Raw genomic sequence first — 17,420 nt, forward strand, 5'->3', positions numbered from 1 at the left:
CAAATGTTTGTTCTACATATCTATTGCCAGTATGTATTGTCCAAAGAGAATTTAAAAATTATTCTCCTTGAATGATAGATTCGATACTTTTTGCAAGGGCAAAATCATTTTCGGTTACTCCTCCTGCATCATGGGTAGATAGACTAATGTATAGTTTGTTATATACATTAGACCAATCGGGGTGGTGCTGTTGTGCTTCTGCTTCAAATGCAATTCTGGTCATTACCGAGAATGCATCTTTAAAATCGATAAATTCGAAAGTAGTATGAATAGCATTTTCATTATACTCCCATCCATTAATCTCTTGTAATTTTTCTTTTATTTCTGATTCTGAAAGTTTTTTCATTAGTGAATTCTTATAGGTTATTTGATGTTTTATTTAGTTATTGAAGACCTAATTCTTCTCTTAAGACTTCATCCTTATTGCTGTTTTTACCCCAATAGGCAGATTTGATACTCTTTATTTTGGTGGCCTTGGTTATCAGTTCTTTGGCATTAGGTCCAAAACCACTTTTAAAGGTTTCTGTCCAACTTTCAATTTCATAAGGAAAAGCACTATCAAAACGAATGCTTACTGTTCTATTCAGTTTTGGATAAGTAATCGTATATACATTTTGATCACCTTCTTTTAGTAAAGTGGTGGTCGCTGCATAGGCTTTTACTTCTTTATGTCGTAATCGCGTATACTCAAATGAAGGGATGATTTCTACTTTTCCTATCGGCAATTGATCCGGAGCAATTCTAAGTTGGGTCCAAAGTTCATTTTCGAGAATTGCCTTGTCTACTTTTAATTCCTGATCGGCCTCACCCTGAAAATACGAATGCGACATGATCTCAAACTGTTCTCGGTTATTGAGCTGTGCATACACATGACCACACCACTCTTGCATAGAACTAGATACTTTTATCGCGTGGCGATCGTTGGATACCGGATAAAATGTGCTTTGCATAATGGAGTAGGGATAAATACCGGTATTGAATTTTTTGGTAGCATTTAATTTAAGCACCGGAATGTTATCGGCGTTTTGATAATCTGCCTTCACTTGTACTTTTGGTAAGAAATCTTCGGTAACGTAAATCAATACCGCTTTACCTTGCCTGATTTCGCCATATCGTGCTTGTTCTAATTGATAAGAGGTTATTTCGGCTTCCCCTGCATACCAGTATTTTTTAAATTCTTCAGAAAGTCCTTTTTTGTCGGTATTAGGAATTACTTCATCAGTGGCAACTTTGGCGGATTCGTCTGCAACCATATTGCTACATGCTATAAATACCAATACGGTAAGAACAGCAGAGAGTATAATGAACTTTTTCATAGTTTTCTTATTTGCATTTTTATGCAAATTACGATAATGCTATGATGTAGCCATCTGTGTTAACGTTTCATAAACAAGGTGGGTAGGGAGCCCCATTACGTTAAAATAGCTTCCTTCTAGATTGGTGATACCTATAAAACCAATCCATTCCTGGATCCCATATGCACCTGCTTTGTCCAGAGGTTGATATGTTTTTACGTAATACTCAATTTCTTCTTTAGAAAGGGCTTTAAAGGTGACTTTGGTGCTTTGAAATACTGTTTTTGTTTGAGTGGTGGTGCTAAAACAAACTGAAGTGATGACTTCGTGTGTATCGTTGGATAAGGAAGCGATCATTTTGCAAGCTTCATCCAAATCTTTGGGTTTGCCCAGGGCCTTATGGTTATGCCATACGATCGTGTCACTTGTGATTAAAATATCATTGGGTTGTAAATCAGTAAAAGCACTAGCTTTTAATTGTGCTAAATAATTCGAAATTTCTCCAGCTTTTAAATGATCAGGATATACCTCTTCAATCTCTTTGAGTTGAATGGAGAAATCCAGACCCAGGTCTTTAAAAAACTGTTGTCTTCTGGGAGAACCCGAAGCAAGAATCACATGATAATCTTTAAGAATTTCGTTGAGCATGATATTCTATTTTAGCAAATACTGATACATGAGTAAAGAGATGGCAGTAATCAACAATACAATTCGTAATAGGTGTTTCAAAAGCCGAAGCTGTTTATCGGTTTCCGCAGTAAAACTTTTGATGATAAAGAAAATTAGCGGGGCAACTATCAAAGCTAATACAGCTACTACTGCCAGACTATTCGAAAACAAATAGGTATAGATGTAATAGATAACAGCCGCAATTGGTAAAACCGCTAGTATCCCGATTAGTTTAATGGTTCTCTCTTTTCCCAAGACAATAGGAATGGTTTTGAGCCCCATATTATGGTCTTTATCAACATTCAGGCAATCTTTTAGGATTTCTCGTAGTACTATGATTAGAAAAGCAAATACAGAATAATCAAAAATAATGGAGAAAATTACCGTTTGAGATTCTCTGTTTTTCTCGGTAATGGCAGGTAACAGGTCAAAAATACCTATGGCTAGAATACTTAGAGTGGCTAGCACACCAATAATTATATTTTTGACAACCAGAATCTCCTTTAGGTAGGTAGCATACATATAAAAGATCCCCGAAACGATAATAAATAAGGCAGCAAATCCAGGTCTTCCAATTAAATTAGAAAGATAGAATCCAAGCAAAACGCCGATCACATTAAAAATGATGAATAAACGATTTCCAAGTTTTTCATTAGTTTTCTCGTCATCATTCAAATGGATAATCACATTCCCTGCTGCAGCAATAGAAAGAGTGGCCAGGATTAACAGAAAAATGCCAAATCCATTAAGTGTAATCGCTATACCAAAGGGTTCAAACAATCCATAACGGATACATAATTGGGCAATAGCAATGATCAGGAGATTGTCAAACTTTATAATTTTAAGGATGCTTAGCATAATGACAGGTTGATTTGTTGGCAAATGTAATAATTAAAAGCATTTTTATTTGATAGATTTCATTAGGGATGATTTGACTGGGAGATTATAAACTGGATAATACAGAACTCATGATGTTGCGATTGTAGTTGTTTATTTTTTGATGTGTTGGCATCCAGCCCAATAAGAAACGAACAAAATCTGTACAGGCAATAGGATACATCTTTCTCCATTCACGCTCCAAAGAGCTGAAATCAAAACTAAAATCACGGGTTTCAAATGATGTCTTCAATACTGAAAAATAGAAGTCCAGTAGCTCATTCTGATACAACTCGCATTCTGAACTCGAGAGACAACTTCCTAAAAAGTAAGCGACATCCTTTATTCCGCATCCTCCACCCACATACTGAAAATCTACTGCAGCTACGTTTTTTCCATTTTCTGAAAAACAAAAGTTAGCCAACTTAGCATCACCATGTACAATAGTTTGGTATTTACATTGATTTAATAATTCGTCAATACGATGGGCTTTCGATTTTAACTCTTGATGTTCTATTTTTTCGAATTCATCAGGGCGAGTCTGTAAATGCCAATAGGTACCTATTTCCCATAAGCCTTTGGGAGCTTTATTTAGAAAAGTGATATGAAAATTTGCCAACCATTGTAAGCATGCTTTTACTTCAGAAAGGGAAAGCTGTGTTTTTCGCAAAGGGAAATCGGTATTTAGATCTTCCAAAACAATCCATTGTTGATTTCCTTCAGTATAAGAACCTATCAAGCTAGGAATTTTACAATTCTCACTGCATAATGAGCTCCATTGTTGATACCAATTCGTTTCTACTTTGTAAGAGTGTACTTTTCTATCGTGCGAGTTTGTGGTATTCCAACCTCGAGGATGCGTTCCTGACGAATCTGGTGAGATAAACTTTACAACCACTGTTTTAATCGACGAATTCTTTAATTGATATCGGGATATCTTACCGTATCCACTCCACAGGCTTTGAATGACTTCTACTTCTTTGCATGAGGTAGTTCTCGTGGTTTCTAATAGATAATCTGTAAAATTGGAATTCATGAAATATACAATCAAAAATGGTGCTTAAGTTAGTATGATCTGGTACAGAAGAACGCTTTTATCTATGATGATAGGGTTCGTTTCTTAAAATAGTATACCCTCGATATAGCTGTTCTATAAAAAATAGTCGAATCATTTGATGAGAAAACGTCATTTTGGATAAGGATAGTTTGGCTTGTGCTCGCTGGTATACCTGCGGACTAAAACCATAGGGACCTCCAATCACAAAAACCAATCGCTTGATGCCGCTATTCATATACTTCTGTAAAACTTCTGAAAAGCCTACAGAATCGTATTGTTTCCCATTTTCATCCAGAACAATCAGCACATCAGCAGTAGTTAGTTTACCCAGAATGAGTTCGCCTTCTTTTTCCTTTTGTAGGGACTCACTCAGGTTTTTTGCATTTTTAAGATCAGGAATTATTTCAAAATCAAATTTGATATAATGTGATAACCGCTTGATATAGTTGTCGATAAGCTGATTCAGTTGCTTGTCGTCGGTTTTGCCAATCGCCAGTAATTTTATATTCATAGTTTACAATTAGCGTTTACTTTGCTACATTAGCAAAAATAACCATTCAATATGATTAGCGAAGCGCAGTTTAAAAAAGAAATAGAATTAATCATTGCAAATGCCATTAGAGAAGATGTAGGGGACGGAGATCATAGTTCATTGGCTTGTATCCCAGAAACCACAATGGGAAAAGCAAAACTCTTGGTTAAAGATGAAGGTATTTTGGCTGGTGTTGAATTTGCAAAGCAGGTATTTCAACATGTGGACCCTAATATGGAAATTGATGTAAAAATAGAGGATGGATCCAAAGTGAAATACGGTGATGAAGCTTTTTATGTTTCAGGAAGTTCACTTTCTATTTTAAAAGCAGAACGGTTAGTGTTGAATGCTATGCAACGAATGAGTGCTATTGCGACCAAAACCAATCACTTCGTTGAATTGTTGGAAGGTACCGGAACCAAAATTTTGGATACCCGAAAAACAACTCCGGGGATACGTGCATTAGAGAAATGGGCGGTAAAAATTGGAGGAGGAGAAAATCATAGATTTGCATTGTACGATATGGTGATGTTGAAAGATAATCATATTGATTTTGCTGGTGGAATCACTCAAGCCATAGAAAAGACAAAGAAGTACTTAAAAGATCGAGACCTTGATCTTAAAATCATTGTAGAAGCCAGAGATCTGGATGAAATTAAAGAAATTCTACAAACACCAGGAGTGTATAGGGTCTTGATCGATAACTTTAATTATGAAGATACCAGAAAGGCAGTTGAGCTTATTGGAGATACTTGCTTGACTGAGTCTAGTGGAGGGATTAATGAGAATACGGTACGAAAATATGCCGAGTGCGGGGTAGATTATATAAGTAGTGGAGCGTTAACACACTCTGTATATAATCTGGATCTAAGCCTGAAAGCAATGTAATATATGTCGAAGAAAATTGAAGATAAGCTTAATAAAATCCCTATTGTTAATTTGTTGGTTAAAATAGGGAAGAAGCTAGTTCTTCCTGGATTTCAGGGATTATCGGTATATGATTTAGTAGAAATTTATGTTACCGGTATCATCAAAGGAACTTTCTCAGCCAGAGCAGGAGCGATATCATGGAGTTTCTTCCTGTCTTTATTTCCTTTTTTGCTGTTTCTTCTGAACCTTATTCCATATTTACCCATCAATCAGGAAAACTTCTTTGAGTTCATCAATGGAGCATTACCCAAACAATCCTCTGCGTTTTTTAAAACCATTTTTGAAGATATAGCCTCAAATCCAAGAGGAGGATTATTATCTACCGTTTTTTTGTTATCTATTTTTTTGATGACCAACGGAATAAACGCGGTGTTTTCTGGGTTTGAATATTCGTATCACGTAACGCTCAATAGAAATTTTATAAGGCAATATGTAGTAGCCTTGGGTGTATCTATAATTGTGGCATCGTTATTGTTAATTACCGTTATAGGTACGATTTATTTTACCTATTTAGTGGATAATCTTAATAAAATAGGGATGGTAAATGATACAGTTTTTTGGCTTACAGTAGGGCGATATGCGTTATTTGTTTTCATGATATTTGTAATCATTGCTACATTATTTTATTTTGGCACCTCAGAAGGGAAACAAAACAAGTTCTTTTCACCGGGAGCTTTTATGACCACTTTTTTAATTATAGTAACAACTTATTTGTTTGGAATATACATCGACAATTTTTCAAATTATAATCAGTTGTACGGCTCCATAGGAGCAATGCTGATTTTGATGATTTATATCTGGCTCAATGCGAACCTGCTATTATTGGGCTTCGAATTGAATGCATCATTGATTCAGCTTAGAAAGAATTTTGAACCGTAAATTAATATTTATAACTAACACAAACATTCAAATTAACAAAATGAAAAGATTAAGTTTATTATTTTTTGCCCTTATCCTTGTTGTATCTGCTCAAGCGCAAATTAAAATTGGAGCAGCTACATTACCACAAACAGTAACCTTTAATAGCGAAAGCCTAGTGTTTAATGGTGGGGGATTAAGAGAGAAGTTTTTTATCGACATATATGCAGGAGGCCTGTATCTCAAGAAAAAAGCGATAAGGCAAGTACTATAGCACAGGCAGATGAGACTATGGCTATAAAATTACATATCGTTTCTGGGTTAATGTCTAGAAGTAAAATGGAAGGAGCGCTTAGAGATGGTTTTGATAAATCAACAGATGGGAATATTGCTCCAATAAAAGATAAAATCGAAAAATTTATTGGCTTCATCAAAGAAGAGATAGAAAAAGGACAAATCTATGATATTGTCTACGAAAAAGGAAAAGGTAGTGTGATCTATAAAGACGGAGTTGAAAAAGGATATGTTGAAGGTTTAGACTTTAAAAAAGCATTATTTAATATCTGGTTAGGATCAAATCCGGCGGACAAAGGTCTTAAAAAAGAAATGCTAGGTGACTACTAATCAAAAGAATATAATCGTATTTTTGTACACTTGACAACGTAAACATTTTTTTAGATAAATGCTATGCTTGCATAATAATTATTATATTTGAAAGGCGAGAAAACAAATCTTAAGTATTAATCCACCCCCAAATAAACCTTAATTTATAATGAAAAAAGTTACTTTTTTAATGCTTGTTGCATTGATTTCAATGGCTTCTGCAAGTGCTCAAATTCGTGTTGGAAACAAGGCGATATTACCATATGAGCAGACTTTTGCAGAAACAGAATTGAAATTGAATGGAGCGGGTTTGCGAGAAATGCTATGGATTGATTTGTATGCAGGAGGTCTATACTTGCAAAGTACGAGTAAGGATCCAAGAAAGATTCTGGATGCAGACGAAACTATGGCGATTAAACTGAACATTGTTTCTGGTTTTGTTACCCAAAAGAAAATGATCAAAGCCGTTAGAGACGGTTTTCAGAAAGCTACTTTTGGTAATACCAAAGCCCTCGACGAGAGAATTAATAAATTTATTAAGTTCTTTTCTGAGCCTATCGTTAAAAATGACATCTTCGACCTTGTATATATAAAAGGAGTTGGTGTTAAAGCCTATAAAAATGATAAGGAACTTGGAGTGATCGAAGGAAGAGATTTTAAATATGCCTTATTTAAAATTTGGCTGGGAGACGAACCAGCAAGCGAAGCTTTGAAAAAAGGAATGCTTGGATTGCAATAAATCATATGCGAATCTAAGCTGAAAAATATAAAACCATCTGCTTACCTAAGTAGATGGTTTTGTTTTCATATTTATCAAAATAAAAATACATAAACAAGATGAAGATTTTTTTAGACTTTTTGCACTATTGATGATGGTGTCAGCAACAGTAAACGCACAGGAAGAAATTATTGGGAAATGGAAAACCATTGATGATAACACCGGTGAAGCAAGATCGATTGTTGAGATTTATAAAAAGGGAGATAAAATTTACGGTAAAATTCAACAAATATTGAACGAAGCCGATAGAGGAAATCTTTGCGAAGAGTGTAAAGGTAGTGATCACAATAAACCTATTGAAGGAATGGTGATTATCAAAGATCTTGAGAAAGATGGAGATGAATATGAAGATGGTACTATCCTCGATCCCGAAAACGGGAAAGTGTATCGATGCAAAATATGGGTAGATAAAGACAATCCTAAAGTACTCAATGTAAGAGGGTATATCGCATTTTTATACCGTACTCAACAATGGGTTAAGGTGTAAATTTCCCCGATTGTTTTTTTGCACGAAGTTGGTTTTTTTAAAATTTTAACATTTTTCGTGTTAGTTTTTAGAAGTTTAGGTAACTAAACGGGGGTAATCTTTAAAACAAAGACCATGAATAAAACAATTACCCTAGTTTTTATACTTATGCTTTCTGTCACAGCATTTGGGCAGATAAGAATTGATGATATCGTTGTTCCTGAGAAATTAACTTTTGGAGAAGAAGAGTTGACTTTTAACGGAGGAGCAATGCGTAAAGTACTTTCATTCAAGACATATTCTGGAGCGTTATATACCAAGCAAAAATATAACGAAGACAAAAAAGTATTGGATTCTGATGAAACCATGGCTATTCGTTTGAATATTGCTTCTAAGAAGGTAACCAACGAAAGAATGATCAAAGTGTTCAGAAAAGGATTTGATGATGCTATGTACGGAAACACGCAAAGCTTGGATGCAAGAATTGAAGATTTCTTAAAGTTATTTGATTCTCCAATGGAAATCAATGACTATTATGACTTAGTATACTTAAAAGGACAAGGAATCAAAACGTTTAAGAACGGTAAAGAACTTGGATTCATCAAAGGAAGAGATTTTAAATATGCTTTATTCAAAATATGGCTGGGACATGAACCTGCTTGTCAAATTATCAAAGGAGGAATGTTAGGCATTAGTAAATAAAGAATTTCTATATATAACAGGATAAAAGCCTGAAGCATTGACCAAGCTTCAGGCTTTTTTTATTCTATAAGTTTATCGACATACTATCGTTTAAACTTGTATTTTTGTGACAGTAGTTCACTTTTCAGTATTTTAATTTCTTGACAACGCCCTATTTCATAGATGTAATATTACCCATTCCGCTTCATAAGGAATTTACGTATCGTATTTCAGAAACCGAAGCAAACTTTATTCAACCAGGAATGCGAGTGGCGGTGCAATTTGGAAAAACCAAAGTATATGCAGCTATTGTCACCAAAGTGCATCAAACTCCTCCAGAAGTATATGAAGCCAAAGAAATCGAACATATTTTGGATGAGATCCCCATCGTTACTCAAAAGCAATTAGCACTTTGGACGTGGATGGCAGAATACTATTTATGTAGTAAAGGAGAAGTAATGCGTGCGGCCTTACCTGGGGCTTTTTTGTTAGAGAGCGAAACGATCATCAATAAAAAGGAATTAATTATTGATGAATCTGATCTAAAAGATGATGAATTTTTGTTGTACGAAGCACTGCATTATCAAAGTGTACTAAGGATACAGGAAATTATTGATATCCTAGGAAAGAAAAATGTACTCCCTGTCATCAAAAGTTTGATAGAAAAAGGAGCAATTACCGTTCAGGAGGAGATTTATGAGCAATACAAACCCAAGTTAGTCCGTTGTGTGCAATTGCATCAACAATATAGAAATGAGGATAATTTGAGAGTGTTACTGGATCAAATGAACCGAGCTCCAAAGCAAAAAGCGGTGGTGATGCATTTATTTACACTACAGGCTAAAAGTGCAGATCCAGTTAAGGTAAACGAACTTGTAAAAGCTTCAAATACTTCTTCAGCTGTGATCAAAGCATTGGTAGATAAGCAAGTGCTTGAGGTGTATCAATTGCAAACCGATCGAGTGCAATATCATTCGGATAGTGTAGAAGATGCCAAGCAATTGAATCCCTATCAGCAAAAAGCTTTAGACGAAATTGAACATTCTTTTACCAACAAAGAAGTATGTATGTTGCATGGGGTGACTTCTTCTGGGAAAACCGAAATTTATGTACAACTGATTCAAAAAGTTATACAGCAAGGAAAGCAAGTATTGTATCTACTGCCAGAGATTGCTTTAACAACCCAGTTGATTAGTAGATTGCAACAGTACTTTGGAGAGCAACTCACGGTGTATCATTCAAAGTATTCGGTTAATGAAAGAGTAGAGGCCTGGAATAACATTCGAGACAATAAGTCAAAGGCACAAATAATTATTGGAGCCAGATCGGCAATTTTTCTTCCTTTTCAGGATTTGGGCTTGATTATCGTTGATGAAGAACATGAAAGTACATTCAAACAATATGATCCAGCACCAAGATATCATGCCAGGGATACTGCCATTGTAATCGCAAAAATGTTTGGAGCAAAAGTATTACTGGGATCTGCAACACCAGCTTTGGAGACTTATTACAACGCTAAACAGGGAAAATATGCCTTGGTAAAGCTTACCAGAAGGCACGGAAACGTGTTAATGCCAGAGATTAATTTGGTAGATCTCAAAACCAAATATAAAAGAAAGGAAATGACAGGGCATTTTAGCGATGTGCTGTTAGAAAATATTCAGGAGGCGCTCAAAGAAGGAGAGCAAGTGATATTGTTTCAGAACCGAAGAGGGTATTCTCCTGTAGTAGAATGCAATACTTGTGGGCACTCTCCGCAATGTCCAAATTGTGATGTAAGTTTGACATATCATAATTATAAAAACCAGCTAAGGTGCCATTACTGTGGATATCATATGGCGATGCAGCAACAGTGTATGTCTTGTTCTAGTACAGACTTGTCTACCAAAGGTTTTGGAACAGAGCAAATAGAAAAAGAACTAGTGGACCTTTTTCCGGACCATGTTATTGCCAGAATGGATCAGGATACTACCAGAGGAAAGCATGGATACGAAAAGATCATCAATAGATTCGAGCAAGGAGAGGTTCATATTTTGGTGGGTACACAGATGCTTTCCAAAGGCCTAGACTTTAGAAATGTAACCCTAGTGGGTATTATGAATGCTGATAATTTGCTCAATTTCCCTGATTTTAGAGCTCACGAACGAAGTTTTCAATTGATACAACAGGTGTCGGGTCGAGCAGGTAGAACCGAAAAGAGAGGAAAAGTATTAGTACAAACCTATAATCCCTTTCATCAAATTCTTCAGCAGGTTTCGGTTAATGATTATTCAGGGATGTTTAAGGATCAAATAGAAGAACGTCATCAATACAAATATCCTCCGTTTTTTAGATTGATTAAGATCACCATAAAGCATAAAGATTATAACAAAGTAAATAATGCTGCCGGGTGGTTGGCTAAATCTCTAAGGAATGTTTTTAAAGACAATGTGTTGGGACCAGAGTTCCCGCCCATAGCTAGAATACGCAATCAATACCATAAAAATATCCTGATCAAAATCCCGCAAGGACAGTCATTGTCTAAAACCAAAGCGGTGATTAAAAAAATAAATACCACTTTCAGCAGTATCAAAGATTTTTCTGGAGTTCGAGTAATTTATAATGTAGATAATCAATAGGAGGGTATAAAAAAATCCCACAATGCAGTGGGATTCTTCTAAATATTTTTATCCATTATTAACCGTTGAGAGCTTCTATTAAAGAATGCTTTTTATGACGGCTCAAAGGAATTTTTTCATCGGCGATTTCTATGTTTCGGCTGTTATAACGTTCTACCTTGTCTAGATTTACGATATAAGACTTATGAATTCTTAAAAAACGATCGCTTGGCAATTGTGCTTCAAAAGATTTCATAGTTGCTAGAACTACTATAGGATCTCCTTCTTCCATAATCAGTTTTACATAGTCTCCTAAAGCCTCTACATATTTTAATTGATTCAAAAAGATTTTACGCTTTTTCAAATTGCTCTTTACAAAAATGTAATCATCGTCTTCTACTGCAGCATGTTCTGAACCTAAACGAGACATACTTAATGCTTTTTCTACAGCAGCATTAAACCGATCCTTTTTGATTGGTTTTCTTAAATAATCAACAGCATCATAATCAAAAGCTTTAAAAGCGTATTTTGTTTTCCCGGTAACAAAAATAATATGTGGTTTGTTTTCTAGGTCGTCTAATAAATCAAACCCAGTGAGTATTGGCATCTCGATATCCAGAAATAAAAGATCAACCGGAGTGTCGAGTAAACCGTTTTTAGTTTCTATAGCATTGTTCCACTCAGCCACTAATTCTAGTGAAGAATGTTCATCTATAAGCTTAACTATGGCGAGCCTTTGGAGGCGGGAATCGTCCACGACCGCACATTTTAATTGAGATTGTTCCACTTGCATACTGTTAAATATTCCAATACAATATTAATGAATATATATTAGTTCCACAAACATTTTACGCTTTTTATCGATAAAAAAGGTGTTTCATCGAAGTGTAAAAGGGGTTTGAAAATCCAAAAAATAGTATTACTTTTGCAGCCAATTTTAATTTAATTTTAGATTTTTATGAATCAATACGAAACTGTTTTCATCTTGAATCCCGTTTTATCTGAAGACCAGATAAAGGAAACAGTTAAGAAATACGAAGACATTCTTGTTTCTAACGGTGCCAAGATGATATCAAAAGAGGACTGGGGGCTTAAGAAGCTTGCCTATGCTATCCAACACAAAAAGAGTGGTTTTTATCATTTGTTTGAGTACCAGGTATCTGGTGAAGCAATTAACCCTTTAGAGGTTGAGTTTAGAAGAGATGAACGAGTAATGCGTTATTTAACTGTGAAGTTAGATAAACACGCAATCGCTTGGGCAGAGAAGAGAAGAAATAGAAACAAACAAAAAGCTTAATTTATGTCATCTATAGAACAACAAGCTAAAGGAAAAAAAGACGGAGAGATCAGATATCTTACTCCACTTAATATAGATACTACAAAAAATAAGAAGTACTGTCGTTTCAAAAAGTCAGGTATCAAATATATCGATTATAAAGATCCTGATTTCTTAATGGCATTTGTAAACGAGCAAGGAAAATTATTGCCACGTCGTTTAACAGGAACTTCACTAAAATATCAACGTAAAGTAAGTGTTGCTGTAAAAAGAGCTAGACACTTAGCATTAATGCCATACGTTGGAGATTTATTAAAATAAAATTCGTCATAACATTATGGAACTTATATTAAAGAGAGACGTTGAGAATCTAGGATTTGCAGACGATATCGTAGAAGTGAAGAATGGTTATGGGCGTAACTTCCTAATACCTCAAGGTTTTGCTGTATTGGCTACTCCTTCTGCAAAGAAAGTATTGGCTGAAACATTAAAGCAAAGAGCTTTTAAAGAGAAGAAAGAAATCGAAGATGCTGAAAAAGTAGCGAAGAAAATCGGAGATTTAGAAATTAAGATCGCTGCAAAAGTAGGAACTGGAGATAAGTTATTCGGTTCTGTATCTAATGCAGATGTATCTGAAGCACTTGCTAAAGAAGGTGTAGAGTTAGAGAAGAAATATATTTCTGTACCAGGAGGAAACATTAAACGTCTTGGTCAGTACGAAGCTTCTGTTCGTCTTCATAGAGCAGTGATTGCTCCTCTTAACTTTGAAGTTATACCACAAGCTAAGTAGTTAATAACTCTAGTATAAATATGCAAAAGATCGCTCATTTGAGCGATCTTTTTGTTTTAAATTTAGTAATAGATTAATACTTACCTAAATTCACGCAAGTTTTTATGAAAAAAGTTATTTTCCTCCTTTTTGTTACAATTGCTGGGTTTATTGGTCATTCGCAGGTAACTACTTCTAATATTTCGGGAGTGGTATACGATAATAATGATCAATTGTTACCAGGAGCAAATGTAACTGCCGTTCATAGTCCTACAGGTACATCGTATGGAGGCGTTACCAATTTTGACGGACGTTTTGATCTGATCAACCTTAGGGTTGGTGGACCTTATCGAATTACGATTAGTTATGTAGGTTTTAAGAAGCAATTAATTGATGGTGTCTTTCTTCAATTAGGTCAAACCTATAATGCTTCGATTGTTTTGGTTGAAGACGATAACCAGTTAGAAGAAGTGGTTATCACATCTAATAAGAGTAATACCTTCAGTAGTGAGCGTACTGGCGCAGAGACTAGTATTGGGAACAGAGAATTGAAAGCACTCCCAACCATTACCCGATCCGCAGCAGATTTTTATCGTTTAGAACCCACTGCGTCTAGTAATGGTTCTTTTGGGGGTAGAAATGATCAGTTTAATAACTTTAGTTTAGACGGTTCTATCTTTAATAACCCTTTTGGATTAGATGCTGCTACTCCAGGAGGTCAAACCAATGCGCAACCTATATCTCTGGATGCTATAGATCAGATTCAGGTGTCTACCGCACCTTATGATGTCACTCAGGCAGGTTTTACTGGAGCTTCGGTAAATGCGGTAACCAAGAGTGGTACCAATCAATGGAAAGGTACAGTTTATGGATTCTATCGTAACCAGGATATGACCGGAGATAAAGTAGGGGATGATGATATTATAGTACCTGATCTTACACAAGCTCAATATGGGGTGAGTGTAGGAGGACCAATTATTAAGAACAAATTATTCATTTTTGGAAATTTTGAAAAAGATGATCGTGAAGATCTGGGGTCAAACTTCCTGGCAGCAAGACCTGGATTATCAGGAGCAAATGTATCCCGTGTAACTGCTGAGGATCTGGAATTTGTATCCCAGCAATTGGCTACTTTGGGTTACGAAACAGGCCCATTTGAAGGATATACGCATGACACCGAATCTACAAAGGGTATCCTGAAATTGGATTGGAATATCAATAATAATCACCGTTTGGCAGTTATTTACAACTTTTTAGACGCTTCAAGAGATCTTCCTGCTAATCCAGAGGCAATTGGTAGAAGAGGTCCTGATTTGACAACACTTCAGTTTAGAAACTCAGGATATAGAATCAATAATAAGATCAATTCGTTCTTAGTGGAGTTGAACTCGAATTTTGGTTCCAACGGTAATATTTCTAATAAGTTCCAGGCTGGATATACATTTTTTGATGATAGCAGGGATCCATTTTCTGCTCCTGCACCACCGATCAATATTCAGGAAGAAGGTGTACGCTATATTGTTGCAGGACATGAGCCTTTTTCTATCAACAACCGTTTAGAACAACGAGTGTATCAGGTAACAAATAACCTTAATATTGTAACAGGAGACCATACCTTAACCTTCGGAGGTACTTTTGAAAGATTCGAGTTCGATAACTCCTTTAATCTTGGGGTGTTTGATTTTCCTGGAGATGCCGATGCTGGTCAGGGACCAGTAAGTACCTTTTTTGATGCATTTCAGAGTGTGAGAACAGATCCGTTAAACCCGGGAACAAGTTTTGAAGAAGCCATTAATAATGGTACTATTGGAGCAGCACTGGCTAATGCACAAAATGTATTTGCTACCAACAACGCTAACGATAGTTGGGCCTTGGCAGAAACCAATGTGGGTCAGTTTGCACTGTATGCCCAGGATAAATGGAAAATAAACGACAAACTTACGGTGACCTACGGATTAAGAATCGACCAGCCGTTATATTTTGATACTGAAGATAAAATTGCTGAGAATATTGAAAGAGCTGCAGGAGGTACTTTTCCCGATGGGAACTATCAACCCGGGATTACCTATTTTGATGAGAATGGAAATCCAACACAGTTAAATAGCTTGGATCTACCAACACGTAGGTTGTTGGTGTCTCCAAGATTTGGATTTAATTATGATGTAAAAGGAGATAACTCTTTCCAGATTCGAGGAGGAACAGGTATTTTTACAGGACGTTTGCCTTTTGTCTGGATTGGAAACCAGGTGGCAAATCCAAATTTCTTTTTCTATACCACATCGTCTCCTGATTTTAGATTTCCTCAAGTTTGGAGAAATAGTTTAGGGATTGATTACCGATTTAAAAATGGAATCATCGCTACCACAGATATCATTTATACCGAAGATGTAAATGCACAGATGGTAAGAAACTTTGGATTAAGAACGCCAAGCGGTACATTAAACGGAGTTGATAATCGACCTATATATTTACCTTCGGATAGAGCGGTCAACGAATTTGGAGGGATTACCAATGCTTATGTCTTCACCAATACCAATGTGGGGCACTCGTTCAACTGGTCTTTTAAGTTGCAGAAGAATTTTCAAAATGGATTGTACGCGAGTATAGCCTATAATTTCCTTGAAGCAGAAGATGCAAGTTCTCTGGATGCTGAAATCTCTAGTGATGCCTTTGATAGAAATCCTGCATTGGGAAATGTAAATCAGGCAGTGAGTACTACAGCTCGTTATGGGGATAAACACCGTATTGTTGGACAGTTAAACAAAACGTTCAGTTACGGTAAAAATAAGCAATGGAGAACATCTATTGGAGCTTTTTACGAATACGCGCAAGGAGGAAGGTTCTCGTATACCTATTCTGGAGATATCAATGGAGATGGTTCTCCGCTTAATGATTTGATTTATATTCCTACTACAGACGAATTGGCGACCTATAACTTTAGTGGAGCCGATTTTAACGAGAGAGAAGCACAAAGAGTAGCTTTGGAAGCATATATACAACAAGATGAGTATTTACGCGAGCGAAGAGGTAGCTATGCAGAGAAATATGCAATATTAAGCCCTTGGAGAGGAAGATGGGATATCAAATTACTTCAGGATTATGATATTCAAGTCGGAGACAGAACCAATACTATTCAATTGAGTTTGGATATCCTCAATTTTGGTAACTTATTGAATTCGGATTGGGGGGTAATCGAAATTCCTGTAAACGATCAGCCTATAGGGGTAAGTGTAGATAATACAGGTACTCCTTTATACTCATTTGATGTTTCTCAAACTAGAACTTTTGCTAACGATTTTAGTTTGGATTCTAGATGGCAGGCACAAGTGGGATTACGATATATTTTTAATTAGGATTATAATATACTTCAGATAAAAGGCGCCTAAACCGGCGCCTTTTTTTGTTTGGATCAGTTGCTAAGTATTTCATTTTTTTTACGGAAGATCAAGCTGAAATGCACTTTGAATATTATTGATGTAAATCCTCAATTTATAGTTACTTTTGCAAACCATTTCAAACGAGAAAAGAAAAGTTGACTACAATGAAATACCAACGGTTAAGCAAAGAACAATTAGAAGAGTTACATGTTGAGTTTATTAACTTCTTGGCGACTCAATCGATAACTGCAGAAGAATGGAGTGAAATCAAAGCCAACAAACCTGAGGTAGCAGAGGAGGAGATAGATGTGTTTAGTGATCTCGTATGGGAAAAAGTGTTAGGGAATGCACAGTACTTAGAACATTTTTCAAAAGATCAAATACATCTGTTCGAATTAGGTGATGATGAAATGAATCTGATTGCGATAAAAGTGAATAACGAGAGTGTTGATCTTACAACTCAAGATGGCTATAGTTGGCTTCGCGACAATCTGATGAACGATGATGTAGTTTTTTACAATGCATCAAAAGGGTATAGCGAAGATAGAAACCTGGATAAGTTTCAGTTAATCCAGAAAGGAGCCAATATCACCCGAGGGGTACTATATCATTATTTTGAAAAATTAGTGAACGCCAAAGAACTATAAGTTAGGGGT

Annotated in this window: 18 protein-coding genes and 1 pseudogene; 12 read left to right on the plus strand and 7 right to left on the minus strand. The window is 35.9% G+C overall.

Going from position 1 to position 17,420, the window contains the following annotated elements:
* Positions 1–58: 58 nt before the first annotated feature.
* The 6 genes from AC0L3Q_RS10700 to rlmH form a co-directional block, all read right to left on the minus strand.
* Positions 59–346 (minus strand): 4a-hydroxytetrahydrobiopterin dehydratase, encoded by a 288-nt coding sequence (locus AC0L3Q_RS10700; protein ID WP_073312648.1) that lies wholly within the window; start codon positions 344–346, stop codon positions 59–61.
* A gap of 37 nt (positions 347–383) precedes the next feature.
* Complete coding sequence (locus tag AC0L3Q_RS10705) at positions 384–1,316, minus strand: septum formation inhibitor Maf (RefSeq protein ID WP_473286552.1); 933 nt, start codon at positions 1,314–1,316, stop codon at positions 384–386.
* Positions 1,317–1,355: 39 nt separating this feature from the next.
* Complete coding sequence (locus AC0L3Q_RS10710) at positions 1,356–1,943, minus strand: Maf-like protein (RefSeq protein ID WP_473286553.1); 588 nt, start codon at positions 1,941–1,943, stop codon at positions 1,356–1,358.
* Between the two features lie 6 nt (positions 1,944–1,949).
* Complete coding sequence (locus AC0L3Q_RS10715; RefSeq protein ID WP_473286554.1) at positions 1,950–2,822, minus strand: geranylgeranylglycerol-phosphate geranylgeranyltransferase; 873 nt, start codon at positions 2,820–2,822, stop codon at positions 1,950–1,952.
* Positions 2,823–2,907: 85 nt separating this feature from the next.
* Complete coding sequence (locus tag AC0L3Q_RS10720) at positions 2,908–3,876, minus strand: oxidoreductase family protein (RefSeq protein WP_473286555.1); 969 nt, start codon at positions 3,874–3,876, stop codon at positions 2,908–2,910.
* 58 nt (positions 3,877–3,934) lie between these two features.
* Positions 3,935–4,408, minus strand: a complete 474-nt coding sequence (gene rlmH, locus AC0L3Q_RS10725; protein ID WP_473286556.1) for a 23S rRNA (pseudouridine(1915)-N(3))-methyltransferase RlmH — start codon at positions 4,406–4,408, stop codon at positions 3,935–3,937.
* Between the two features lie 51 nt (positions 4,409–4,459).
* Between rlmH and nadC the strand changes: the two genes are divergently transcribed.
* From nadC to priA, 7 genes and pseudogenes are all read left to right on the plus strand, one after another.
* On the plus strand, positions 4,460–5,317 hold the full coding sequence (gene nadC, locus AC0L3Q_RS10730) for a carboxylating nicotinate-nucleotide diphosphorylase (RefSeq protein WP_473286557.1): 858 nt from the start codon (positions 4,460–4,462) through the stop codon (positions 5,315–5,317).
* Positions 5,318–5,320: 3 nt separating this feature from the next.
* Entirely contained in the window at positions 5,321–6,238 is a 918-nt protein-coding gene (locus tag AC0L3Q_RS10735) for a YihY/virulence factor BrkB family protein (RefSeq protein ID WP_073312662.1), read from the plus strand.
* Between the two features lie 40 nt (positions 6,239–6,278).
* Positions 6,279–6,841: pseudogene (locus AC0L3Q_RS10740) on the plus strand (chalcone isomerase family protein).
* 148 nt (positions 6,842–6,989) lie between these two features.
* Positions 6,990–7,559 (plus strand): chalcone isomerase family protein, encoded by a 570-nt coding sequence (locus AC0L3Q_RS10745; protein WP_473286558.1) that lies wholly within the window; start codon positions 6,990–6,992, stop codon positions 7,557–7,559.
* 130 nt (positions 7,560–7,689) lie between these two features.
* The gene (locus AC0L3Q_RS10750; RefSeq protein ID WP_473286559.1) at positions 7,690–8,085 is read left to right on the plus strand and encodes a DUF2147 domain-containing protein; all 396 of its coding nucleotides are present in this window, start codon (positions 7,690–7,692) and stop codon (positions 8,083–8,085) included.
* 114 nt (positions 8,086–8,199) lie between these two features.
* A complete protein-coding gene (locus AC0L3Q_RS10755; RefSeq protein ID WP_473286560.1) occupies positions 8,200–8,766 on the plus strand; it encodes a chalcone isomerase family protein in 567 nt (188 codons plus the stop codon).
* Between the two features lie 140 nt (positions 8,767–8,906).
* Positions 8,907–11,363: a replication restart helicase PriA gene (priA, locus tag AC0L3Q_RS10760; protein ID WP_473286561.1), complete on the plus strand. Its 2,457-nt coding sequence runs from the start codon at positions 8,907–8,909 to the stop codon at positions 11,361–11,363.
* A 58-nt stretch (positions 11,364–11,421) separates the two neighbouring features.
* Here priA and AC0L3Q_RS10765 read toward each other — a convergent pair whose 3' ends face one another.
* Entirely contained in the window at positions 11,422–12,135 is a 714-nt protein-coding gene (locus tag AC0L3Q_RS10765) for a LytR/AlgR family response regulator transcription factor (protein WP_073312673.1), read from the minus strand.
* A gap of 165 nt (positions 12,136–12,300) precedes the next feature.
* Between AC0L3Q_RS10765 and rpsF the strand changes: the two genes are divergently transcribed.
* The 5 genes from rpsF to AC0L3Q_RS10790 all read left to right on the plus strand — a co-directional run bounded on the left by rpsF (position 12,301) and on the right by AC0L3Q_RS10790 (position 17,411).
* On the plus strand, positions 12,301–12,639 hold the full coding sequence (rpsF, locus tag AC0L3Q_RS10770; protein WP_473286562.1) for a 30S ribosomal protein S6: 339 nt from the start codon (positions 12,301–12,303) through the stop codon (positions 12,637–12,639).
* 3 nt (positions 12,640–12,642) lie between these two features.
* The gene (gene rpsR, locus AC0L3Q_RS10775; RefSeq protein ID WP_073312677.1) at positions 12,643–12,939 is read left to right on the plus strand and encodes a 30S ribosomal protein S18; all 297 of its coding nucleotides are present in this window, start codon (positions 12,643–12,645) and stop codon (positions 12,937–12,939) included.
* Positions 12,940–12,955: 16 nt separating this feature from the next.
* Complete coding sequence (gene rplI / locus AC0L3Q_RS10780) at positions 12,956–13,408, plus strand: 50S ribosomal protein L9 (protein WP_473286563.1); 453 nt, start codon at positions 12,956–12,958, stop codon at positions 13,406–13,408.
* A gap of 104 nt (positions 13,409–13,512) precedes the next feature.
* A complete protein-coding gene (locus AC0L3Q_RS10785; RefSeq protein WP_473286564.1) occupies positions 13,513–16,740 on the plus strand; it encodes a TonB-dependent receptor in 3,228 nt (1,075 codons plus the stop codon).
* 188 nt (positions 16,741–16,928) lie between these two features.
* On the plus strand, positions 16,929–17,411 hold the full coding sequence (locus AC0L3Q_RS10790) for a DUF6495 family protein (RefSeq protein ID WP_473286565.1): 483 nt from the start codon (positions 16,929–16,931) through the stop codon (positions 17,409–17,411).
* The last annotated feature ends 9 nt before the right edge of the window (positions 17,412–17,420 follow it).

Source organism: Aquimarina sp. KJ22-3, assembly GCF_055808215.1.